General features: G+C 60.5%; 26 protein-coding genes. 10 read left to right on the top strand and 16 right to left on the bottom strand.

Annotation, left to right across the window (positions count from 1 at the left end; genetic code table 11):
- Positions 1-89 precede the first annotated feature (89 nt).
- A complete protein-coding gene (locus ACP15V_RS13520) occupies positions 90-674 on the top strand; it encodes an NAD(P)H-dependent oxidoreductase (RefSeq protein WP_424944237.1) in 585 nt (194 codons plus the stop codon).
- Here the strand turns inward: ACP15V_RS13520 and trmD are convergent.
- Positions 671-1,516 carry a tRNA (guanosine(37)-N1)-methyltransferase TrmD gene (gene trmD, locus ACP15V_RS13515; RefSeq protein ID WP_424944236.1) on the bottom strand — a complete coding sequence of 282 codons (846 nt, stop codon included), beginning with the start codon at positions 1,514-1,516 and terminating at the stop codon, positions 671-673. The two genes, ACP15V_RS13520 and trmD, sit on opposite strands and share 4 nt — an antisense overlap.
- Positions 1,517-1,564: 48 nt before the next feature.
- Here trmD and ACP15V_RS13510 point away from each other — a divergent pair, with 48 nt between their 5' ends.
- On the top strand, positions 1,565-2,545 hold the full coding sequence (locus ACP15V_RS13510; protein WP_424944235.1) for an aminoglycoside phosphotransferase family protein: 981 nt from the start codon (positions 1,565-1,567) through the stop codon (positions 2,543-2,545).
- A gap of 4 nt (positions 2,546-2,549) precedes the next feature.
- Here the strand turns inward: ACP15V_RS13510 and rimM are convergent, their stop codons facing one another.
- From rimM to ffh, 9 genes are all read right to left on the bottom strand, one after another.
- Positions 2,550-3,065: a ribosome maturation factor RimM gene (rimM, locus tag ACP15V_RS13505; protein ID WP_424944234.1), complete on the bottom strand. Its 516-nt coding sequence runs from the start codon at positions 3,063-3,065 to the stop codon at positions 2,550-2,552.
- Positions 3,055-3,225 (bottom strand): hypothetical protein, encoded by a 171-nt coding sequence (locus ACP15V_RS13500; RefSeq protein ID WP_424944233.1) that lies wholly within the window; start codon positions 3,223-3,225, stop codon positions 3,055-3,057. Before ACP15V_RS13500 ends, rimM begins: the two co-directional genes overlap by 11 nt.
- A 4-nt stretch (positions 3,226-3,229) precedes the next feature.
- Positions 3,230-3,859 (bottom strand): 5,6-dimethylbenzimidazole synthase, encoded by a 630-nt coding sequence (bluB, locus tag ACP15V_RS13495; protein WP_424944232.1) that lies wholly within the window; start codon positions 3,857-3,859, stop codon positions 3,230-3,232.
- 66 nt (positions 3,860-3,925) lie between these two features.
- The gene (rpsP, locus tag ACP15V_RS13490; RefSeq protein ID WP_424944231.1) at positions 3,926-4,300 is read right to left on the bottom strand and encodes a 30S ribosomal protein S16; all 375 of its coding nucleotides are present in this window, start codon (positions 4,298-4,300) and stop codon (positions 3,926-3,928) included.
- 93 nt (positions 4,301-4,393) lie between these two features.
- A complete protein-coding gene (locus tag ACP15V_RS13485; RefSeq protein ID WP_424944230.1) occupies positions 4,394-4,690 on the bottom strand; it encodes a chorismate mutase in 297 nt (98 codons plus the stop codon).
- Positions 4,687-5,235 (bottom strand): GNAT family N-acetyltransferase, encoded by a 549-nt coding sequence (locus ACP15V_RS13480; RefSeq protein ID WP_424944229.1) that lies wholly within the window; start codon positions 5,233-5,235, stop codon positions 4,687-4,689. The genes ACP15V_RS13485 and ACP15V_RS13480 overlap by 4 nt, the downstream gene beginning before the upstream one ends.
- Positions 5,232-5,804 carry a GNAT family N-acetyltransferase gene (locus tag ACP15V_RS13475; RefSeq protein WP_424944228.1) on the bottom strand — a complete coding sequence of 191 codons (573 nt, stop codon included), beginning with the start codon at positions 5,802-5,804 and terminating at the stop codon, positions 5,232-5,234. Before ACP15V_RS13475 ends, ACP15V_RS13480 begins: the two co-directional genes overlap by 4 nt.
- The gene (locus tag ACP15V_RS13470) at positions 5,801-6,340 is read right to left on the bottom strand and encodes a GNAT family N-acetyltransferase (RefSeq protein ID WP_424944227.1); all 540 of its coding nucleotides are present in this window, start codon (positions 6,338-6,340) and stop codon (positions 5,801-5,803) included. Before ACP15V_RS13470 ends, ACP15V_RS13475 begins: the two co-directional genes overlap by 4 nt.
- Positions 6,341-6,358: 18 nt before the next feature.
- Positions 6,359-7,876, bottom strand: coding sequence for a signal recognition particle protein (ffh, locus tag ACP15V_RS13465; RefSeq protein WP_424944226.1), 1,518 nt, complete (start codon positions 7,874-7,876; stop codon positions 6,359-6,361).
- A gap of 413 nt (positions 7,877-8,289) precedes the next feature.
- Here ffh and ACP15V_RS13460 point away from each other — a divergent pair, with 413 nt between their 5' ends.
- From ACP15V_RS13460 to ACP15V_RS13440, 5 genes are all read left to right on the top strand, one after another.
- Complete coding sequence (locus ACP15V_RS13460) at positions 8,290-8,697, top strand: universal stress protein (RefSeq protein WP_424944225.1); 408 nt, start codon at positions 8,290-8,292, stop codon at positions 8,695-8,697.
- 105 nt (positions 8,698-8,802) lie between these two features.
- Complete coding sequence (locus tag ACP15V_RS13455; protein WP_424944224.1) at positions 8,803-9,240, top strand: zf-TFIIB domain-containing protein; 438 nt, start codon at positions 8,803-8,805, stop codon at positions 9,238-9,240.
- Between the two features lie 78 nt (positions 9,241-9,318).
- Positions 9,319-9,639 carry an antibiotic biosynthesis monooxygenase family protein gene (locus ACP15V_RS13450; protein WP_424944223.1) on the top strand — a complete coding sequence of 107 codons (321 nt, stop codon included), beginning with the start codon at positions 9,319-9,321 and terminating at the stop codon, positions 9,637-9,639.
- 31 nt (positions 9,640-9,670) lie between these two features.
- Positions 9,671-10,261: a rhodanese-like domain-containing protein gene (locus ACP15V_RS13445; protein WP_424944222.1), complete on the top strand. Its 591-nt coding sequence runs from the start codon at positions 9,671-9,673 to the stop codon at positions 10,259-10,261.
- Positions 10,262-10,376: 115 nt separating this feature from the next.
- Entirely contained in the window at positions 10,377-10,778 is a 402-nt protein-coding gene (locus ACP15V_RS13440; RefSeq protein ID WP_424944221.1) for a hypothetical protein, read from the top strand.
- 4 nt (positions 10,779-10,782) lie between these two features.
- On the opposite strand, the gene ACP15V_RS13435 is transcribed toward ACP15V_RS13440, so the two are convergent.
- The 6 genes from ACP15V_RS13435 to choX form a co-directional block, all read right to left on the bottom strand.
- Positions 10,783-11,277, bottom strand: a complete 495-nt coding sequence (locus ACP15V_RS13435) for a YdcF family protein (protein WP_424944220.1) — start codon at positions 11,275-11,277, stop codon at positions 10,783-10,785.
- Positions 11,274-11,651 (bottom strand): hypothetical protein, encoded by a 378-nt coding sequence (locus tag ACP15V_RS13430; RefSeq protein ID WP_424944219.1) that lies wholly within the window; start codon positions 11,649-11,651, stop codon positions 11,274-11,276. The genes ACP15V_RS13435 and ACP15V_RS13430 overlap by 4 nt, the downstream gene beginning before the upstream one ends.
- Positions 11,652-11,774: 123 nt before the next feature.
- Complete coding sequence (gene choV / locus ACP15V_RS13425; protein WP_424944218.1) at positions 11,775-12,809, bottom strand: choline ABC transporter ATP-binding protein; 1,035 nt, start codon at positions 12,807-12,809, stop codon at positions 11,775-11,777.
- Positions 12,810-12,811: 2 nt separating this feature from the next.
- Positions 12,812-13,642 carry a choline ABC transporter permease subunit gene (gene choW, locus ACP15V_RS13420; protein ID WP_424944217.1) on the bottom strand — a complete coding sequence of 277 codons (831 nt, stop codon included), beginning with the start codon at positions 13,640-13,642 and terminating at the stop codon, positions 12,812-12,814.
- A 3-nt stretch (positions 13,643-13,645) separates the two neighbouring features.
- Positions 13,646-14,260 (bottom strand): LysE family translocator, encoded by a 615-nt coding sequence (locus tag ACP15V_RS13415; protein WP_424944216.1) that lies wholly within the window; start codon positions 14,258-14,260, stop codon positions 13,646-13,648.
- 76 nt (positions 14,261-14,336) lie between these two features.
- On the bottom strand, positions 14,337-15,269 hold the full coding sequence (gene choX, locus ACP15V_RS13410; protein ID WP_424944215.1) for a choline ABC transporter substrate-binding protein: 933 nt from the start codon (positions 15,267-15,269) through the stop codon (positions 14,337-14,339).
- Positions 15,270-15,471: 202 nt separating this feature from the next.
- Between choX and betI the strand changes: the two genes are divergently transcribed.
- Genes betI through betB form a run of 3 tightly spaced genes read left to right on the top strand, consistent with a single transcriptional unit; the run spans position 15,472 to position 19,141 of the window.
- A complete protein-coding gene (gene betI / locus ACP15V_RS13405) occupies positions 15,472-16,068 on the top strand; it encodes a choline-binding transcriptional repressor BetI (protein ID WP_424944214.1) in 597 nt (198 codons plus the stop codon).
- A gap of 52 nt (positions 16,069-16,120) precedes the next feature.
- The gene (gene betC / locus ACP15V_RS13400) at positions 16,121-17,629 is read left to right on the top strand and encodes a choline-sulfatase (RefSeq protein ID WP_424944213.1); all 1,509 of its coding nucleotides are present in this window, start codon (positions 16,121-16,123) and stop codon (positions 17,627-17,629) included.
- A gap of 51 nt (positions 17,630-17,680) precedes the next feature.
- On the top strand, positions 17,681-19,141 hold the full coding sequence (betB, locus tag ACP15V_RS13395; protein WP_424944212.1) for a betaine-aldehyde dehydrogenase: 1,461 nt from the start codon (positions 17,681-17,683) through the stop codon (positions 19,139-19,141).
- The last annotated feature ends 7 nt before the right edge of the window (positions 19,142-19,148 follow it).

The following is a 19,148-nucleotide window of genomic DNA, read 5'->3' as shown; positions in this document are numbered from 1 at the left end:
GAATTGACCGCGGTCAATTTATGGTGCGTTATGGCGCTGAAAGAAATTGACCGTGGTCAATTCTGTGCCGCGAAGATAGGAGCGCCCCTATGCCTGCCCGTAAGATCCTTGTTCTGAATGGTCACCCCGCAGAGAGCTCGCTCTCGCGCCATTTGGCGGAAACATATGCGGATGCCGCAAACGCGGCGGGGCATGACGTGACGCTTTTGCATCTGCGCGACCTGCAATTCGATCCTGATCACGGGTTTGCCGGATACAGGCAGCACAAGCCGTTTGAACCGGATCTTGAACGCTTCCTGACCGCGCTTCATCACTGTGACCACTTTGTGCTGATCTCGCCGATGTGGTGGGGCGGATTGCCCGCAAAGCTGAAGGGGTTGATTGACCGCAGTTTCTGGCCGGGGCGGGTGTTTGACAGCCGCGGCAAAGGCCTGCCGAAACCGCTTTTGACCGGGCGCAGTGGCCGGGTGATCCTGACATCAGACAGCCCGTGGTGGTATTTTCGGTTCCTCCTGCATCGCCCGCTTTACTGGGCGTTGCGCCGTCAGATTTTCGAATTTGTCGGAATCAAACCGTTTCGCATGACTCATTTTGCCCAGGCCAGCCACACAAACACGGCGCAGGTGCAGGGCTGGACCGCGAAGGTGCGAAAGCTGGGGCGGATTGGCGCCTAGCTGTCGCCATCGTCCTGATGGGCGGCCCAAAGGTCGGGGCGGCGGGTGCGGGTGATCTCTTCGCTTTGGGCCCGGCGCCACTCGTCGATTTTGCCATGGTGGCCGGACATCAGAATGTCGGGGATCTTGCGCCCTTTCCATTCGGCGGGCCGGGTGTATTGCGGATGCTCCAACAACCCGTTGGAAAAGCTTTCCTCTTCAATGCTGTCGGCATTACCCAGCACCTCTGGGATCAGCCGGACCGTGGCGTCGAGCATCGCCTGCGCGGCGATCTCGCCGCCGGTCAGAACGAAATCGCCCAGGCTGACCTCTTCGATCTGGTAATGCTCCAGCACCCGTTCATCGACCCCTTCAAACCGACCACACAGCACCGTCATGCCGCGACAGGTCGAAAACCGCCGCGCCATCGCCTGATCCAGCGGCTTGCCGCGCGGTGACATATAGATGATCGGCCATTGGGCCCGGTCCAGCGGCGCGCCGGATTGTGCCGTTTCGATCGCCCGACCCAGCACATCGGGGCGCAACACCATGCCCGCGCCCCCGCCCGCTGGCGTGTCATCCACATTGCGATGCTTGCCCACACCAAAGCTGCGCAAATCAATCGTCTCCAGTGCCCATTTCCCGTCCTTCAACGCCCGCCCCGTCAGGCTTTCGCCCAGCACCCCCGGAAAGGCGTCGGGAAACAGCGTGATGATTTTCGCCGTCCACGCGCCCGCAAGACGCGGCGTGTGGGTCATCAGCTCGCGCGGTTTTACGCTGGCCGAAATGGACAGGCGGCCATGTGACTTGGCGGCTGCTTTGGCGGGGCCGTTCGGCGGGGTATTCTTGTTGACGTCGGACATGGGCGCTGTCTACGACAGTTTCAGCAGAATGCAAACCATGGGGCAGGCATGAACAAGGCGGAGCGCGAACAAACGTTACTGGCGAAAGCCATGGCCGCGCTGCCGGGGCACGGGGCGCTTGGCCAGCGGTTTCGTCATGTCCCGCCGCGGATCCTGAGCAGTCGGTTCTTGCCAGAGGAGGAGCGGATTGTCCTGATGTTGTCTGATGCGCGCCATGATGCCGCGCACAAGGCTGTGGTCTATAAATTCAAGGACGGACCGGCAGATGCCGCGCGGTTTGAACAGAAGCTAAAGGCGCATCGTTTCGCTTATGACGCGTTAGGTGGGCAGCGGGTGCCGCAGCTTCTGTCGGTGGATCCCGCGGCGCAAAGCGTGATCTTTCAGCATGTGCCGGGGCGCACCGTGCATGAAACGCTGGAGCTGGCGGAATTTGGTCTTGCAGATGCACAAGACGCTATGCGCCGCAGCGGCAAATGGCTGGCCGCGTTTCATCAGGCGACCGCCCAACCGGGCCGGGCCATCCGCCCTGATGCGATGATGGGCTGGGTCGCGGAAATGCAAAACTCGGTACTGACGCGACAGGTGGATGTGCCCCGGCGTGACCTTTACCTGATCTGCGCAGAACAGGCCTTTGCCATTTGTGAATCGGTGCGCGGCGCGCATACGCCCGTGGCGGCGTCACATGGGGATTTTCACCTTCGCAACCTCTTGTTGGATGACGATAAAACCTATGGGTTGGATTTTGACCCCACCCGTTTTGTGCCCCCGGGCCACGACCTGTCCAAGTTCCTGTTGCGGTATCGAATCTGGTTTGGTGGCCGCGACGACAGCCCGCCCGTACAGGCCTTTTGGCAGGGCTATGGCGCAAAAGATGAAAACGCGGCTGCGGTCCGGTTTCTCTTTCCGATCCAGCTTTTGGGCGATTGGCGCAAGATGCCGAAACGCCGGGAAGACCGCAGCGCGGGACAGCAGCGTCAGTTCAAACGCCTGTTGACCCTCGCCAAAGAGGTGTTCGATCTGTCCGGGTAACGCTTTAGTCGTCCGAGAATATGCCCACAGGCGGGTCGGCAATGATCCGGCCAGCAGCCAGATCAACCGTAGGCACCGCTGCGCGGGTGAAGGGCAGAAGGGCACCGGTGCGCATGCCCGCGCCCAGCACTTCCAGCACATCCCCCGCCCCGTGGTTATGCACAGCTTTCACCCGGCCCAGTTCTTTGCCCCCGGTGTCCAGCACCAACAGGCCAATCAGGTCGGCATGGTAAAACTCGTCATCGGGCAGCGAGGGCAGGGCGTCTCGGTCGGCGTAAAGCTGAACGCCCTGGGCTGCGTCCGCTTCTTCCTTGGTGGCAATGCCGCTGACACGGGCCGCAAAACCATTGCTGATCGGGCGGGTCAGGGTCAGGTCAAAACTCTTGCGACCGTCTTCGGACCACAGCGTGCCGTAATCGGCAATCGCCTCGGGGTCTGCACAAAAGCTTTTGACCCGTACCTCGCCATGGACCCCAAAGGCCCCGGCCAACACCCCTACGCAAATTCGTTCATCGCTCATCTGGATATGTCCATTCAATGCCTGCGCACAGGTTCCCTTGCACCGCGCCGCCCGCGTCAAGGCAGCGGTCTTTCATCATGGCCCGTTCATACAGGACACCGGCCACAAAGACGATGCCCAGCAATATGAGGGTGCGGATCGGGCGAAAGAGGAAACCCATGTGCTTATCGTACCTCCATTGGCAGGCTGCCGCGCCGCGCTTCCCAGCCGGTGCCTTCCAACTCCGGACTCTCGGCCACCTCTTCCGGCCAGCCCAGGCAGAAATACCCGACAAGGGCGTAGTTCTCGGGCACGTCCAGGTCGCGGCACATCTGTTTCGGGTCCAGGATCGACACCCAGCCCAACCCCAACCCGCGCGCGCGTGCCGCCAGCCAAAAGAGCATAATGGCCGACACCACCGAATAGCGGCGCATTTCGGGCATGGTGCCCGCGCCCAGCCCCGCGCCTTTGTCGGTGGTTTCATCGCAAAAGATTGCAAGCTGCACCGGGGCATCCTGCATCCCCGACAGCTTCAATCCTGCGTAAATCTTTGCTTTTTCACCGGAATATCCGGCAAGGGCAGCCGTGTTCGCTGCCTGGTAATTGGCAAGTGCCGCCGCGCGCGCCGCGTCACTTTCCACCCGGATCACCCGCCAGGGTTCACTGAGACCCACGGAGGGGGCCAGCAGGAAAGCGTCGAGGCAGTCTTGCAAAACGGCCTCATCCACCGGGTCAGAACGGAAGCGGCGCACATCGCGCCGCCACCGCATCAGGGTCTCAAGATCCGACTGAAACTCGTCAGAAAATGCGTGCATCTGCGCCTTCCCAGTCCCTGTCACAAGGGGCGGCAAACCCAATCAGCTTACCGCCCCCAAAGAGGATTATTCCTCGGCCGGAGCAGCTTCGGCTTCAGCAGCTTCAGCAGCCTTGGCAGCTTTCTCTTCAGCACGTTCCTGGGCTTTTTTGCCGGGAACAGCTTTCTTGGCGTTGTTACGCTCTTTCTTGGCCAGAACGCCAGCGGCTTCCAGGAAGCGCGACACGCGGTCCGACGGCTGGGCGCCCTGGTCCAGCCAGTACTGAACGCGTTCCATGTCCAGTTTCACACGCTCTTCGCTGTCTTTGGGCAGCAGCGGGTTGTAGGTGCCCAGTTTCTCGATGAAACGGCCATCGCGCGGCATGCGCGAGTCAGCGGCCACAACACGGTAGAAGGGGCGTTTTTTCGAGCCACCACGGGCGAGACGGATTTTCATAGCCATGAGAGTTTTCCTTTTTTCCAGCTATTGAGGGGCGTTGCTTCTGTGGGCGCGGCCCCAATTTCGGTGTTCGGTTGTTCCTGTGATCTCAGGGTTTTATTCCTGATGTTTCTTATGGTGCCTGATGACCTCATCAATGATGAAGTTCAGGAATTTCTTGGCAAATTCCGGATCCAGATCGGCGCGGCGCGCCAGATCTTCCAGCCGTTCAATCTGCTTGGCTTCGCGCGCCGGATCGGAGGGCGGCAGGTCATGGGTGGCCTTCAGCTTGCCCACGGCCTGCGTGTGCTTGAACCGCTCGCCCAGCGTGTAGACCAGGATCGCGTCCAGACGGTCGATGCTTTCGCGATGTTCCTTCAGCAGCTCGGCTGCGCGGGTCACGGCGTCGCTCATGCGGAGGCCTCCTTCAGATCGTCCAATGCCTGTTTCGAGGGGTGGCGATAGACCATTTCGCGCCCATGTGTCGGGCTGTCCCAATCGCTTTCCAACGTTGCGCCCATGCGTTCGGCCAAAGCGACCGAGCGGTCATTGCCGGGGAAGATGTTGGAACACAGCGGCCCCCAACCCAGCGTGTCATAGGCATAAGCGCGCACCGCTTCGGCGGCCTCAAAGGCATAGCCCTTGCCTTCGCCGCCTTCAAACATCACCCAGCCCAGCTCAGTCTCGTTCCACCCTTCCGGTCCCCACAGGCCAACCATGCCAACGGTGTCGCCCTCAGCGGTGTCGAGAAACCAGAAGCCATGGCCCTTTAGGGCAAAATGGCCAATGTTCGACGCAAACCAGCGCCACGCGCCGGTGCGATCCAGCGGGCCGCCAAAGCCCCAGCTGCGCTCTTTCGAGGCAAAGAAGGTCGCCACATGCTCAAAATCTGCCTCAGTCGGCGCACGCAGGGTCAGGCGGTCTGTGGTCAAAGTGGGGATGCCGGTGAGATGTGTCATGCGGCACCGCCTTTTTTGCCATGGCGATACACCAGGACTTCCGGTGCAATCGGGTGGCGGGCCTTATCCGCGACTGCCCCGATCCGATCCGCGAGCGAGATCGAGCGGGTGTTGCTCTCTTCGATGTAGCTGACAAACCCACCTGCTCCGAACAGGCGCACCCCTTCACACCGAAGTGCCAGAGCAGCTTCGCTGGCATAGCCAAGGCCTTCGGCGGATTCGATCAGAAGCCAGCCCAACTCGGGTTCCGGGTCTTTCAATTCGCGCCCAAGCAACACCATTCCCAGAACCTCATTGGTTTCGGTCAATGTGATGGTCAACCCGCCAAAGCCGCGCAACGCCCATTGCGCGCAGATATGGGTGAAATCCAGCCAGGCATCGTCTTCGCTGAACGGGCCGCCGATATGTGTCGCGCGTTCCGTGGTCCAGATCGGGGCCAGAACGGGCCAGTCTGCCAAGCGCGGTGCGCGCAGGGTCAGCCGATCCGTTGTGATCCGGGGCAGGGCGGCGGCGATTGCGTCAATCCGCGATTGCGCAGCAGCGGGATATGTCAGGTCAACCGAGGTCATGCGTAGGCCTCCGGATTGCCATCGGCATCGGGGGCCGGGTGGCGCCAGACCTGATAGTCGTCGCCTTCGTCTGCAAACCGGGGTGCATCCGGGTCAATCACACAGCCCAGACGTTCGGCCAGAGCGTTGGAGCGCGTGTTGGTGTTGTCGATATAGCTGACGCAGGTGTCCCAGCCGAGGGTCTCATAGGCCCAGTTGCGGGTGGCGAGAGAGGCTTCAAACGCCAGCCCTTTGCCTTCAATCGACTTGTCCCAGACCGACCAGCCGATTTCCGGCTCGGGCCAGCCAACCGGCCTCCATGGACCTGCCGACAGCACCGGTTTGCCGGATGCCTTCTCGACGCCGACAAACAGGCCAAACCCCAGCAGGGTCCAGTGGCCCGCCATATGGCCAAAGCTGCGCCAGGCGTTGCGGTCGCTATACGGCCCACCAATGAACCCGGCACGATCCGACCCCAGGAAGGCGGCGAAGGCCTCCCAGTCGCCCATCTCGGGCTGGCGCAGCAACAGGCGCGGGGTGTCGATGGTGACGGTCATTGTGGGGCTATCTCAACCTTACTTCTTCTTGCCAAGGCCCGACAGGCCACCGGGCAGGCCTCCGGGGCCACCCAGACCGGGCAGGCCACCGGGCAGTTTGCCGCCCATGGCTTTCGCGGCTTGTTCCAGCGCCTTGGGGTCCATTTGCGACGGATCCATGCCGCCCATATCGGGCATGCCGCCGCCTTTTCCGAACATGCCGCCGAGCGCTTGTTTCAGCATCTTGCCTTTGCCCATCTTGCCCATTTTCTTCATCATGTCGGACATCTGGCGCTGCATTTTTAGCAGTTTGTTCAGGTCGCTCACTTCCATGCCAGCACCCGCCGCGATGCGTTTCTTGCGGCTGGCCTGCAGGATTTGCGGGTTGGCGCGTTCGCGTTTGGTCATGGATTGGATCAGCGCAATCTGCTGTTTCAGCACCTTGTCATCCATGCCTGCGGCCTCAGCCTGTTTGGCCATCTTGTTCATGCCCGGCATCATCCCCATGATGCCCTGCATGCCGCCCATCTTGATCATCTGCTCCAGCTGCATCTTCAGGTCGTTCATATTGAACTGACCCTTCGAGAAGCGCTTCATCATGCGTTCGGCCTGTTCGGCCTCGATGGTTTCCTGCGCCTTTTCCACAAGCGCCACAATGTCGCCCATGCCGAGGATGCGGCCTGCAACCCGGTCGGGTTCAAAGGTTTCCAGCGCGTCCATCTTCTCGCCGAGGCCGACATATTTGATCGGCTTGCCGGTCACGGCGCGCATCGACAGGGCCGCACCACCGCGCCCGTCCCCATCCATCCGGGTCAGGACCACGCCGGAAATGCCAACCTTGTCGTCAAATTCCTGCGCGACTTCCACGGCGACCTGACCGGTCAGCCCGTCAACCACCAGCAGGGTTTCACGCGGGTCAACGATCTTGGAGACCTCTTCCACTTCGCCCATCAACACGTCGTCAATGTGTAGACGCCCGGCGGTGTCGAGCATATAGACGTCATAACCGCCCATCGTCGCCTGTTGCTTGGCGCGCTTGGCGATGTCGGCGGGTTTCTGGCCTTTCACGATCGGCAGGGTGTCAACGCCCACCTGCGTGCCCAACACGGCCAGCTGGTCCATCGCGGCGGGGCGATAAACGTCCAATGACGCCATCAGCACGCGTTTGCCGTCTTTTTCCTTCAGCCGTTTGGCGAGCTTTGCCGTGGTGGTGGTTTTACCGCCGCCTTGCAGACCCACCATCAGGATCGGGGCAGGGGGGCTGTCGATTTTCAGCGCACCGGGTTCGCCTTCGCCGGTCAGCACATCCACCAGCGCATCATGCACAATCTTCACAACCTGCTGGCCGGGGGTGACCGATTTTGTCACGGATTGGCCGGTGGCTGCGTCCTGCACTTTCTTGATGAAATCGCGCGCAACCGGCAGCGAAACGTCGGCCTCAAGCAAGGCCACACGCACTTCGCGCAGCGCGGTTTTCACGTCATCCTCGGACAGCGCACCCTGTTTCGTCAGGCGGTCAAAGACACCGGAGAGGCGATCTGACAGGCTCTCAAACATTTGCGGCTCCTTTCGCCGTTTCATTGCCCCTTAGATAAGGGCGCGCGGGTGCATATCCAACTGTCCCCAGACGCTCAAACCAGTAACGCCCCTGTGGGCGCGACGCGCTGACAGGGGGCGATCCCGGCATGGGCCAAGGGACCGGAAGTTTCACGACTCCCGGGGTTTGGGCTGGATGTAGTGCAGCATGGGCGTGGAGTCAAGCAAACAGGGCTGGTTGCTATAGGGGCGCTGCCCCTCGGCCCCGCGGGGCCTCACCCCGGGATATTTGTGACAAGAAAAAAGAGGGCGCGCGGTGGCACGAGCCGGGGAAGGGATCGGGACAAGTGTTTGACTTCGATCATGGTGGCGCTCGCAGCGGGCTCCTATCCTTATCTCAAACAAGAAATGGTGCGCAGAAAAGGAGCGCTGAGATGTACAAGAATATTCTCGTCCCGATTGCCCTGGATCACGACCGTGACAGCAATCAATCGCTGAAGATTGCAAAAGTGCTGGCCGATGAGGGTGCCAAGATCACCGCCCTGCATGTGATGGAAGAGGTGCCGTCTTATGTGGCGCAATACCTGCCGCAGGGGCAGATCGAAGACAATGCCCATCAGCTGGAAGCGCGGTTGAATGAAGAGCTGGCCGGAATGGAAGGCGTCGAGGCCAAAGTGGTGTCGGGCCATGCGGGCCATGCCATCGTCGAATACGCCACGCGGCATGATGTGGACTGCATCGTGGTGGCGTCTCACCGTCCGGGGCTGACCGATTTCTTCCTGGGCTCGACCGCGGCCCGCGTTGTGCGTCATGCGCCCTGCTGCGTGCATGTCTCACGCTAAGCGGACGTCACAGTTCGAATGAAGTGCTGAATGGCGGGTCCTTGCGGCCCGCCTTTTTCGTTCCCATATGAGATGAGACTGGTGGACGAGAAAAAGGAGCGTTTGATGAAATGTCCGGTTGATGGAGCCGAGCTGTTGATGGCCGAACGACAAGGGGTTGAGATCGATTATTGCCCCAAATGTCGCGGTGTGTGGCTGGACCGTGGCGAGCTGGACAAGATCATCGAAAAGGCGACACCGGCGATTGAGCTGGAGGACCCTGATCCCTATTTGGGCGCGCCAGATCTGCCCCCGTCGCCCCCGATGCCAGAGCCGCGCGCAGCCCGGGAACCTGAACCGCGCCATGAAGAGCGGCGTGAAGGTCGATATGACGAGCGCCGTAAGGACGACCGTTACGATGATCGCGATAACAAATATGACAAACGCGGCAAATACGACAGATGGGAAAAAGACGGGCGCGACAAATATGAAGGGCGCGGCAAACCCTATCGCAAGAAAAAGCGCAAATCGGTTCTGAAAGAGATCTTTGACATCTTTGACTGATCGAAGCGCCTGCGACGAATAAACTATTCATATATTTGAACGATCGGGCTAGGCTGAACCTGTAATAAGGAGGAAGCCATGCCGACAATCAGCAAAGCCCCCGACTATCAGACCGTCATCACCACGTTTGAAATGACCCCCGGCACCTGTCAGGATCTGCTGGATGCCCTGACCGATGCGTATGAGAATTTCATCTCGAAACAGCCCGGGTTCGTGGGCGCGGGGCTTCATGTGAATGACGCCCAGACCCGTATCGCAAACTATTCGCAATGGACCCGGCGCGAGGATTTCCAGGCGATGCTGCGCACATCGGAAATGCGCGAACGCAACCGGCGGATTGCTGAGCTGTGCAAAAGCTTTGAGCCGGTGATGTATGACGTGTTCGAGACCTTCAACTGATCATTTTCAACAACAGGATTAGGACCCCATCATGATGAAGAAGACCTTTCTGGCCGCCCTTTTTTCGGCGGTCGCCGCGCCTGTGTTTGCCGAGGGCGTGAATATCACCAAGGACATGGCGTCGGTCACCGTGCCCACCGAAGGCGGGGATGTTGTGATCGAACGCGTGCAGGACCCGGACAACAGGATTTCTGGCGAATGGGCGCGCACCTCGCGCAACTGCCCAAACTTCTGCGTGCAGCCGATGACGCCAGCCCCCGGGGTGACCACAATTGGCGAACTTGAAATGCTTGCCTTCCTGCAAGACCCCGAGGTGGTCGTGGTCGACAGCCGCGTGCCGGATCACCATGCCAGCGGCACCATTCCTGGGGCGATTTCGATCCCCTATAACGAAGCGCCCGACCGGCTAGATGAGCTGGGCTGCGAGGTGGATTTTGACGGATTTGATTGCGAAGGGGCCAAAACCGTGGCGCTCTTTTGTAACGGGAACTGGTGCGGCCAATCCCCCACCGCCATCCGCCGCATGATCGAGGCCGGATACCCGGCGGACCGCATCCACTATTATCGCGGAGGCATGCAGGCCTGGCGCCTGCTGGGGTTGACAGTGACCGGAGGAGAGTGACCGCGGAGTGACCCAAAGTCAGTTCAGATTTCCGCCGATTTCAGACAAAGCGCCGGGCAGGGTGATTGACCTTGGCCGCGCAGGCCCCCAAATTAAAAAGGAAGAGGGGATCACCATGCAATTATTCAAATCTGCCTGTTTTTCGGCTGTTGCCGCCATCGGATTGCTCGCCGCGCCGCTGACGGCAACTGCCGATGATCTGATCGGGGCCTATGTGGCCTATATCGGCAAGGCGGACCTGACCAACTCCAAGGGCAAACGGCTGCGCGAACCCTGGCAGGTGCTGCGCCAGGACCGGGCCAATTATCACCGCTATGGCATCAGCCAGGCAGGCGATGAATGGGATCCGTTTTTTGGTTCGATCGACAATCGCGCCGCGATGGAACAGATGGTGATGAACGGCAAGATCGACCCGCGGGCCGCCAAGAACCTGGTTGATGGCGGGGCGACGGTCTTTGTGCGTATCTATGGGCGCGGCAGCCTGGGCACCTCGGTTCAGGTCACTGTCTCCAAGTGATCCATTACCGAGATCGGCGCGGCCCTCGCACCAGATAAAGCGCGGTTGCCGCCCATTCGCGCAGCCGCCCTTTCAGGCGCTTTCTGATCGGGATATCCGCAGGTGAAGGGCCGTTTGCGCTCATGGCAAGACCCTGTCGCCGGGCCATCATCAAGGCCCTTGGCGCGTGATAGGAATCGGTGACCAGCACCACCTGCGCATGTTCAGGCAGCATCGGGCGCGAGAACAGCAGGTTCTCCCATGTGTTGCCCGCTTGATTTTCGACAAGGATATCCGTGCCGGTCACACCTTCGGCCAGGGCAATGTCGCGCATGACCTCTGCTTCGCTTGTCCCACCGCGCGGCACGCCGCCGCTCATTACGATCAGATCGACGTCCCCCGACAGGTACAACTGCGCCGCATGGCGCGCACGACGCCTAAGCGCCGGGGTGGGGCGTCCGTCCGCCCGCAGTGCGGCCCCAAGAACCAGCGCCACACGGGGCGATCCGGGATCCGTCATTCCGGGAATTGCATGACGCAGGATTTGGTTGCCGCTTCCACCTTGGGGCGCTCTGATTTGATCAGCTTGCGCAGAGCGGCCAGTTTGCTTTTTTCAAGATCCGCATCAATGGCGACCGGGGTCTGGATGGTACGGTGATCATGGTCAACGCAGTGATAGCTTTTGCCCTTTGCGTCGGTGCAGATCTCGACGGTCGGCACCAGGACCGTCTGGCGGTGCAGCGCATATCCCCGTGCCAGATCCTTTTCGATCTTTGCGGCCTGTCGTTCTGCTTTGCGCATCTTCAACGACGCCTGGGAAATACATTTTTGCTGCGGGGTTGCACAGGCGGTCACCAGCAACAGGGTCAATACGGGAATGACGGAACGAAACATGTGGGGCCTCCGAAAGATAACTGCACCATAACAGCAAGTAAGGCGGGCAGAAATCCCGTTTTTCAGAGGCCCCAACCCGTCGGGCAGGAACTGGTCGAAACCGTCCTGCCCTTGGGTGTCTGGCTATCCGGCGCTGATGCTGCGCGGATCAAGCAGGCCTTCGATCGCCTGCGCGCGCACCACTTCGCCGATCAGTTCGCCTTCATGCACAACGGACACGCGGTTTTCCGTGTCGGTCATCAGTTCAAGGATCTCACGCACCGGGGTGAACTTGCCCACGGTGAGCGGTAGCATCTCACCGGGCGGGTCCATCACGTCGCGCGCGGTCAGCACGCCCAGCGGGTTCATATGGGCGACAAAATCGGCCACATATTCATTCACCGGATTGGTGAAAATCTCGCGCGGGGTGCCGCATTGCACGATGCGCCCGCCTTCCATGATCGCAATCCGGTCGCCCAGTTTGAACGCCTCGTCCAGATCATGGGAGACGAAGATGATGGTGCGCTTGAGCTTGTATTGCAGTTCGATCAGCTCGTCTTGCAGGCGCGCACGAATGAGTGGGTCAAGCGCCGAGAAGGGTTCATCCATCAGAAGGATCGGGGCGTCGGTGGCAAAGGCGCGGGCCAGGCCCACCCGTTGTTGCATCCCGCCCGACAGCTCGCCCACTTTACGCTCGGCCCAGTCGGTCAGGTTCACCAGGTCAAGCTGTTCGTCCACCTTGGCGGCGCGTTCGCCCTTGCTCATCCCGGCAAGTTCCAACCCCAGGCCGACATTTTCACGCACGGTGCGCCAGGGTAAGAGGCCAAATTGCTGGAACACCATGGCCACATGGTTTTGCCGGATCCGGCGCAGGGTGGCGGCGTCGGCGTGGGTCACATCCACCAGCCCGTTGCCATCGTTCACCCGCACGGTGCCGCGCACCACCGGGTTCAGCGCATTCACACCGCGCAAGAGCGTGGATTTGCCCGAGCCTGACAGGCCCATCAGCACCAGGATTTCCCCTTCGGCCACCGACAGAGAGCAGTTGTGAACGCCCAGCACCTGGCCGGTTTCTTTCTGCACCTCGCCACGTTCCTTGCCGGCATCCATCGCGGGCAGGGCGCTTTGGGGTTTGTCGCCAAAGACGATCGAGACGTTATCAAATTCAACAGCGGTCATGATCAGCTCTCCACGCGCAGCATACGGTCAAGGGCGATGGCAACCGCAACGATCACCAGCCCGCTTTCAAACCCCAAAGAGGCGTTCACGGTATTGAGCGCCCGCACCACCGGCACGCCAAGGCCATCCGCGCCCACAAGCGCGGCAATCACCACCATCGACAGCGACAGCATGATGGTCTGGTTGAGGCCGGTCATGATCTGTGGGAAGGCCGAGGGCAGTTCGATCTTCCACAACGTCTGCATCTTGGTGGCGCCAAAGGCGGCGCCCGCCTCGGTCAGGGCGGTGGGCACCTGGCTCACGCCCAGTTGGGTCAGGCGAATGGGCGCCGGGATCACAAAGATGAAGGTGGCCACAAGCCCCGGCACCATGCCAATGCCAAACAACACAATCATCGGGATCAGGTAAACGAAGGTCGGGATCGTCTGCATCATGTCGAGGATCGGCAGGATCGCCTTGAAGAACCGCGGGCGGTGTGCTGCGTAAATGCCAATCGGCACGCCCACACCCATGCAAAAGATCACCGCAAAGACGATCAGCGTGAGGCTTTCGGTGGTTTCCTCCCAATAGCCCTGGTTGAGCACGTAGAGAAAGCAGAGCACCACCACCACAACCCGGCCCCAGCTGCGCTGAAGATACCAGGTCAGCGCACCAAAGAGCGCCACGATCAGCAGGGCAGGCGGGTATTGCAGCAGCCAGAGGAACCCATCGATGCCACTGCTCAACACGTCATCGACGGTATCGAAGAACGGGCCGAAAGCGTCGGTCAGCCAGTCAAAGGCATCGGCAATGCTCTTGCCGACAGGGATTTTTGCGTCAGTCAACCAGTCCAAGGGTCAATGCCTTTCACTGAGGGCCATGGTCAGGCCCGAAAAGATGAGAAACCCGCCCACGCCCCGGTTCAACCGGTGAAGACGGGTCGGAGTGAGAAAACCTTTCATGCCCGCGCCAAGACCCGCGTAAAGGGCCACGGCCAACGCCTCGAGCCCGAGAAACAGCGCGCCCAGCAACAGATACTGCGGTGCGAGCGGTTGGCTCAGGTCGGTGAATTGCGGGAAAAAGGCGGTGAAGATCGCAATCGCTTTCGGATTGCCAATGGCGATCAGGAAATCGCGGCGCATCAAGGCGCCCAAAGTCGTGTCGCGCGAGGTGATATCCGCATCCGGGTTAGGCGCGCGCCACATGCGCCAACCCACATAGGCCAGATAGGCGGCCCCGGCATATTTCACCATGGCAAAACCCGTGGCAGAGGTGGCCAGAATGGCCCCCAGCCCAAGCCCCACCAGCGCGATCATCGCGGCAAAGGGCAACATCCGCCCCAACCCGCCAATCAATGCGGTCCCGAACCCCAGACGCGATGCATTGGCAAAGGCCAGCACATTGTTCGGCCCGGGGGCCGCATTCAGCGCAAAACAGGCTGGGATGAACAAGGCAAGCAGAGCGAGGGACATAGGGATCGTACCAACAAGAGGGCAAAGAAAACCCCCTTCCACCAGACAGGGATCGGCAGAAGGGGGGAGGGTCAGATCAGAGACCCAGGGCACCTTTCACGGCGGCCACGGCGTCGTCACCATCTTTGGTGGTCACGCCATCAAGCCATGCCATGAACGCATCCGGGTTGGCAGCGAGCCAGGCTTTGGCGGCGTCAGCCGGATCTTGGCCGTCATTCAGGATGGCACCCATGATCTCGTTCTCCATCGCCAGCGAGAAGCTCAGGTTTTGCAGAAGCTTACCGGTGTTGGCGCATTCGGTCACGTAACCGGCGCGGGTGTTGGTGTCGACCACGGCACCGCCCAGATTCGGGCCAAAGAAATCATCGCCACCGGTCAGGTAGGACATTTCAAAATTGGCGTTCATCGGGTGGGGTTCCCAGCCCAGGAACACAACCGGCTCGTCTTTCTTGTCAGCACGCGCCACCTGGGCCAGCATGCCTTGTTCCGAGCTTTCAGCCACTTCGAAGTCTTTCAGGCCAAAGGCGTCGCCGTCGATCATCGACTGGATCAGGCGGTTGCCGTCATTGCCTGGTTCGATGCCATAAATCTTGCCGTCCAGCGCATCCGCGTGTTTGGCGATATCAGCAAAATCCTTGATGCCCAGATCGGCGGCAACCTTGTTCACGGCGAGCGTATACTTTGCGCCTTCAAGGTTAGTGCGCACGGTGTCGACGGTGCCCGCTTCGCGATAGGGGGCAATGTCAGCTTCCATGGTCGGCATCCAGTTGCCGAGGAACACGTCGATGTCGCCTTTGGCAAGCGAGGTGTAGGTCACCGGCACGGACAGAACCTTGATGTCGGTCTCATAACCCAGCGCTTCCAGTACCACGGTGGTCGCGGCGGTGGTGGCGGTGATGTCGGTCCAGCCCACGTCCGAGAAGGTCACCTTGTCACAATGGCCGTCGGCAAAGGCGGTGGTCGCGGTGGCCATCAGGGCCAGGGCGGAAAGGGTGGATTTCAATTTCATGTTTCGCTCCCGTTGTTTGGTGCGGTTTCATCGCTTGCAAGGGAAAGGGAAAAAACGCCCCCTTCGCACTTGATTGCGACCCTATCCCAGCGACCGGCTGGGTGAAACCGCGTTCATTGGCGTTGATTTCTGTTTTTTATTGATTGACGAGTCAATTAAAAAAACGCAAGCCTGTCAAAAGAAATCTTCAAAGGACCTGCAGATGCCCAAGGTGGGAATGGAACCAATCCGGCGCAAAGCCCTTGTAAACGCGACGATAAGTGAGATCGGGCGTGTCGGGTCGCTTGACGTGACGGTCAGCCAGATTGCCAAACGGGCGGGCATGTCATCCGCCCTGGCACACCACTACTTTGGCGGGAAAGACCAGATTTTCCTGGCGGCCATGCGTCATATTCTCTCGGTCTATGGCGCGCAGGTGCGCGCGGCGCTGTTGGGGGCGAAGACCCCACGTGACCGGGTCGAGGCAATCATCCGCGCCAATTTTGAAGCGGGTAACTTTCGGCCAGAGGTCATTGCCGCCTGGTTGAATTTCTATGTGCTCAGCCAATCCTCGGATGGGGCGCGCCGTCTGCTGGCGGTTTATCAGCACCGGCTGCATTCCAACCTCGTGCATGAACTGAGGGTGATTCTCGGAAATGGGGCCGTGCAGGACGCCCATGATCTGGCCGATATGATCGCCGCCCAGATTGACGGGCAATTCATTCGCCACGCGCTTCGCGAAGAAACCCCCAGCGGCAAACGGGCCACCGCCCAGGTGCTCGAGTTTCTGGACGTGATGCTGAAGCTGCGTGGGCAATGACGTGCCATCCCGCACCCCCCCATCACACCGATCAAAACAGGGAGACGCGCAAATGACGAAACCGAACATCCTCATCATTATGGTGGATCAGTGCAACGGCACGCTGTTCCCGGATGGCCCGGCTGAGTGGTTGCATGCGCCGAACCTGAAGAAGCTGGCCGCAAAATCGGTGCGGTTTCAGAACAGTTACACGGCTTCCCCACTTTGTGCGCCGGGACGCGCGTCGTTCATGTCAGGTCAATTGCCGCGCCGAACCGGGGTCTATGACAATGCGGCCGAGTTCCGGTCTGACATTCCGACCTATGCTCACCACCTGCGCCGGGCGGGATATTACACCGCGCTTAGCGGCAAGATGCATTTTGTCGGCCCTGATCAGATGCACGGGTTCGAAGAGCGCCTGACCACCGACATCTACCCGGCCGATTTCGGCTGGACCCCGGATTACCGCAAACCCGGCGAGCGGATTGATTGGTGGTATCACAATATGGGGTCGGTCACCGGCGCGGGTGTGGCCGAGATTTCCAACCAGATGGAATATGACGACGAGGTGGCCTATAACGCCTGCGCCAAATTGTATGATCTCGCGCGTGGCAACGATGACCGCCCCTGGTGTCTGACCGCCAGCTTCACCCACCCGCATGACCCCTACGTGGCGCGTCGCAAATACTGGGATCTTTACGAAGATTGCGACCATCTTTTGCCCGAAATCCCGGCCTGGGATTACGAAGATCACGATCCGCACGCAAAACGCATCTTCGACGCCAATGACTGGCGCAATTTCGACATCACCGAAGAGGATATCCGCAAATCGCGCCGGGCGTATTTTGCCAATATCTCTTACCTCGATGACAAGGTCGGCGAGATGATGGATATCCTCGAAGCCACCCGCCAGGAAGCGATCATCGTCTTTGTGTCGGATCATGGCGATATGCTGGGCGAACGGGGCTTGTGGTTCAAAATGAACTTCTACGAAGGCTCGGCCCGCGTGCCGCTGATGATCTCGGCCCCCGGTCTGGAACCCGGCCTGATCACAGCGCCCGTGTCCACGCTTGACGTGACTCCAACGCTGGCCGATCTGGCCGGTGTCTCGCTGGACGAGGTGATGCCCTGGGTGGATGGTGAAAGCCTGCTGCCGCTGGCCCAAGGCGAGGCGCGCACCAGCCCGGTGGCGATGGAATATGCCGCCGAGGCCTCTTACGCGCCGCTGGTGTCGATCCGTGAGGGGGATTGGAAATACAACCGCTGTGCGCTGGACCCCGATCAGCTGTTCAACGTCACCAAGGATCCGCACGAACTGACCAACCTGGCCGAAGATCCGGCCCATGCGGAGGTGCTGGCCGGGTTCCGGGCGCAGGCCGATGCGCGCTGGGATCTGGCGGCCTATGACAATGAGGTGCGCGAAAGCCAGGCGCGGCGCTGGGTCGTCTACGAAGCGCTGCGCAACGGGGCCTATTTCCCCTGGGACTACCAGCCGCTGCAAAAAGCATCCGAGCGCTACATGCGCAACCACATGAATCTCGACAATCTGGAAGACAGCAAACGGTTCCCGCGGGGCGAATGATCCGCGTGCACCTTTTCTTCTGACCACCAATACCCCCGCCGGAGGCAAGTCATGAAAATTGAAACCCAACCAAAAGCCAGCCATTTCATCGGCGGCGAATATGTCGAAGACACCAATGGTGCGCCGATCGACGTGATTTATCCGGCCACCGGCGAGGTGGTGGCGCGGCTGCATTCCGCGACGCATGAGATTGTCGAACGTGCGCTGATCGCAGCCCGTTCCGCACAGAAGGAATGGGAAGCCATGTCCGGCACCGAACGGGGCCGCATCCTGCGCCGCGCCGCCGACATCATGCGCGAACGCAACCATGATCTGTCGGTGTTGGAAACCTATGACACCGGCAAACCGTATCAGGAAACCTCAGTTGCCGATGCCACATCCGGGGCCGATGCGCTGGAGTATTTCGGCGGTCTGGCCGGCTCGCTGACCGGAGAGCACATCCAACTGCCGGGCGGCGATTTCGTCTATACCCGGCGCGAGGCGCTGGGCGTCTGCGTGGGCATTGGCGCGTGGAACTACCCGACCCAGATTGCCTGCTGGAAAGGGGCGCCTGCATTGGCCTGTGGCAATACGATGGTGTTCAAACCCTCGGAAACCACGCCGCTTTGTGCGCTGAAAGTCGCGGAAATCCTGGTCGAGGCGGGCGCGCCCGCTGGTGTGTACAACGTCGTGCAGGGCTATGGCGATGTGGGCGCGGCCCTCGTGACCCACCCCGAGGTGAACAAGGTCTCATTGACCGGATCGGTGCCGACAGGGCGCAAGGTTTATGCCGCCGCCGCCGAGGGGATGAAACATGTGACGATGGAACTGGGCGGCAAATCCCCGATGATCGTCTTTGACGACGCCAATGTGGATGATGCGGTGTCGGGGGCGATCCTTGGCAATTTCTATTCCACCGGTCAGGTCTGTTCCAACGGCACCCGCGTCTTTGTGCAAAAGGGCATCAAGGAGGCGTTTTTGAAACGCCTGTCCGAGCGTCTGGACAATGCGGTGATCGGCGATCCGCTCGACCCTGACACGTCTTTCGGGCCGATGGTCAGCGAAGGGCAGCTGAATATCGTGATGAATTACATCGCAAAGGGCCGCGAAGAAGGTGCGCGGGTGGCCTATGGCGGCGAGCGCATCGAGGGCGAGGGGTTCTACCTGCAGCCCACCGTTTTCGCCGATGTAAAAGACGACATGGTGATCGCGCGCGAAGAGATTTTCGGCCCGGTCATGGCGGTTCTGGATTTTGACACGGAAGAAGAGGTGATGGCGCGCGCCAATGACACCGAGTTTGGACTGGCCGCTGGCGTCTTTACCCAGGATATCACCCGCGCCCACCGCGTGGTGGCCAATTTCGAAGCCGGCACCTGTTTCATCAACTCCTACAATGACGCGCCGGTCGAGGCCCCGTTTGGTGGGTCCAAAGCATCCGGCGTGGGGCGCGAAAACTCCAAGGCCGCGATCAACCATTATTCCGAGCTCAAGACCGTTTACGTGCGGATGAGCCAGATCGAAGCGCCGTTCTAAGGATCAA

The sequence above is a fragment of the Aliiroseovarius crassostreae genome (genome assembly GCF_049803815.1).
Classification (GTDB): Bacteria; Pseudomonadota; Alphaproteobacteria; order Rhodobacterales; family Rhodobacteraceae; genus Aliiroseovarius; species Aliiroseovarius crassostreae_A.
This window is presented reverse-complemented; position numbering and strand designations above follow the sequence as displayed.

Excerpts from the sequence above, each read along its gene's own strand:
- ACP15V_RS13520 (WP_424944237.1), top strand. The coding sequence starts at position 90 with ATGCCTGCCCGTAAGATCCTTGTTCTGAATGGTCACCCCGCAGAGAGC.
- trmD (WP_424944236.1), bottom strand. The coding sequence starts at position 1,516 with ATGTCCGACGTCAACAAGAATACCCCGCCGAACGGCCCCGCCAAAGCA.
- ACP15V_RS13510 (WP_424944235.1), top strand. The coding sequence starts at position 1,565 with ATGAACAAGGCGGAGCGCGAACAAACGTTACTGGCGAAAGCCATGGCC.
- rimM (WP_424944234.1), bottom strand. The coding sequence starts at position 3,065 with ATGAGCGATGAACGAATTTGCGTAGGGGTGTTGGCCGGGGCCTTTGGG.
- ACP15V_RS13500 (WP_424944233.1), bottom strand. The coding sequence starts at position 3,225 with ATGGGTTTCCTCTTTCGCCCGATCCGCACCCTCATATTGCTGGGCATC.
- bluB (WP_424944232.1), bottom strand. The coding sequence starts at position 3,859 with ATGCACGCATTTTCTGACGAGTTTCAGTCGGATCTTGAGACCCTGATG.
- rpsP (WP_424944231.1), bottom strand. The coding sequence starts at position 4,300 with ATGGCTATGAAAATCCGTCTCGCCCGTGGTGGCTCGAAAAAACGCCCC.
- ACP15V_RS13485 (WP_424944230.1), bottom strand. The coding sequence starts at position 4,690 with ATGAGCGACGCCGTGACCCGCGCAGCCGAGCTGCTGAAGGAACATCGC.
- ACP15V_RS13480 (WP_424944229.1), bottom strand. The coding sequence starts at position 5,235 with ATGACACATCTCACCGGCATCCCCACTTTGACCACAGACCGCCTGACC.
- ACP15V_RS13475 (WP_424944228.1), bottom strand. The coding sequence starts at position 5,804 with ATGACCTCGGTTGACCTGACATATCCCGCTGCTGCGCAATCGCGGATT.
- ACP15V_RS13470 (WP_424944227.1), bottom strand. The coding sequence starts at position 6,340 with ATGACCGTCACCATCGACACCCCGCGCCTGTTGCTGCGCCAGCCCGAG.
- ffh (WP_424944226.1), bottom strand. The coding sequence starts at position 7,876 with ATGTTTGAGAGCCTGTCAGATCGCCTCTCCGGTGTCTTTGACCGCCTG.
- ACP15V_RS13460 (WP_424944225.1), top strand. The coding sequence starts at position 8,290 with ATGTACAAGAATATTCTCGTCCCGATTGCCCTGGATCACGACCGTGAC.
- ACP15V_RS13455 (WP_424944224.1), top strand. The coding sequence starts at position 8,803 with ATGAAATGTCCGGTTGATGGAGCCGAGCTGTTGATGGCCGAACGACAA.
- ACP15V_RS13450 (WP_424944223.1), top strand. The coding sequence starts at position 9,319 with ATGCCGACAATCAGCAAAGCCCCCGACTATCAGACCGTCATCACCACG.
- ACP15V_RS13445 (WP_424944222.1), top strand. The coding sequence starts at position 9,671 with ATGATGAAGAAGACCTTTCTGGCCGCCCTTTTTTCGGCGGTCGCCGCG.
- ACP15V_RS13440 (WP_424944221.1), top strand. The coding sequence starts at position 10,377 with ATGCAATTATTCAAATCTGCCTGTTTTTCGGCTGTTGCCGCCATCGGA.
- ACP15V_RS13435 (WP_424944220.1), bottom strand. The coding sequence starts at position 11,277 with ATGACGGATCCCGGATCGCCCCGTGTGGCGCTGGTTCTTGGGGCCGCA.
- ACP15V_RS13430 (WP_424944219.1), bottom strand. The coding sequence starts at position 11,651 with ATGTTTCGTTCCGTCATTCCCGTATTGACCCTGTTGCTGGTGACCGCC.
- choV (WP_424944218.1), bottom strand. The coding sequence starts at position 12,809 with ATGACCGCTGTTGAATTTGATAACGTCTCGATCGTCTTTGGCGACAAA.
- ACP15V_RS13415 (WP_424944216.1), bottom strand. The coding sequence starts at position 14,260 with ATGTCCCTCGCTCTGCTTGCCTTGTTCATCCCAGCCTGTTTTGCGCTG.
- choX (WP_424944215.1), bottom strand. The coding sequence starts at position 15,269 with ATGAAATTGAAATCCACCCTTTCCGCCCTGGCCCTGATGGCCACCGCG.
- betI (WP_424944214.1), top strand. The coding sequence starts at position 15,472 with ATGCCCAAGGTGGGAATGGAACCAATCCGGCGCAAAGCCCTTGTAAAC.
- betC (WP_424944213.1), top strand. The coding sequence starts at position 16,121 with ATGACGAAACCGAACATCCTCATCATTATGGTGGATCAGTGCAACGGC.
- betB (WP_424944212.1), top strand. The coding sequence starts at position 17,681 with ATGAAAATTGAAACCCAACCAAAAGCCAGCCATTTCATCGGCGGCGAA.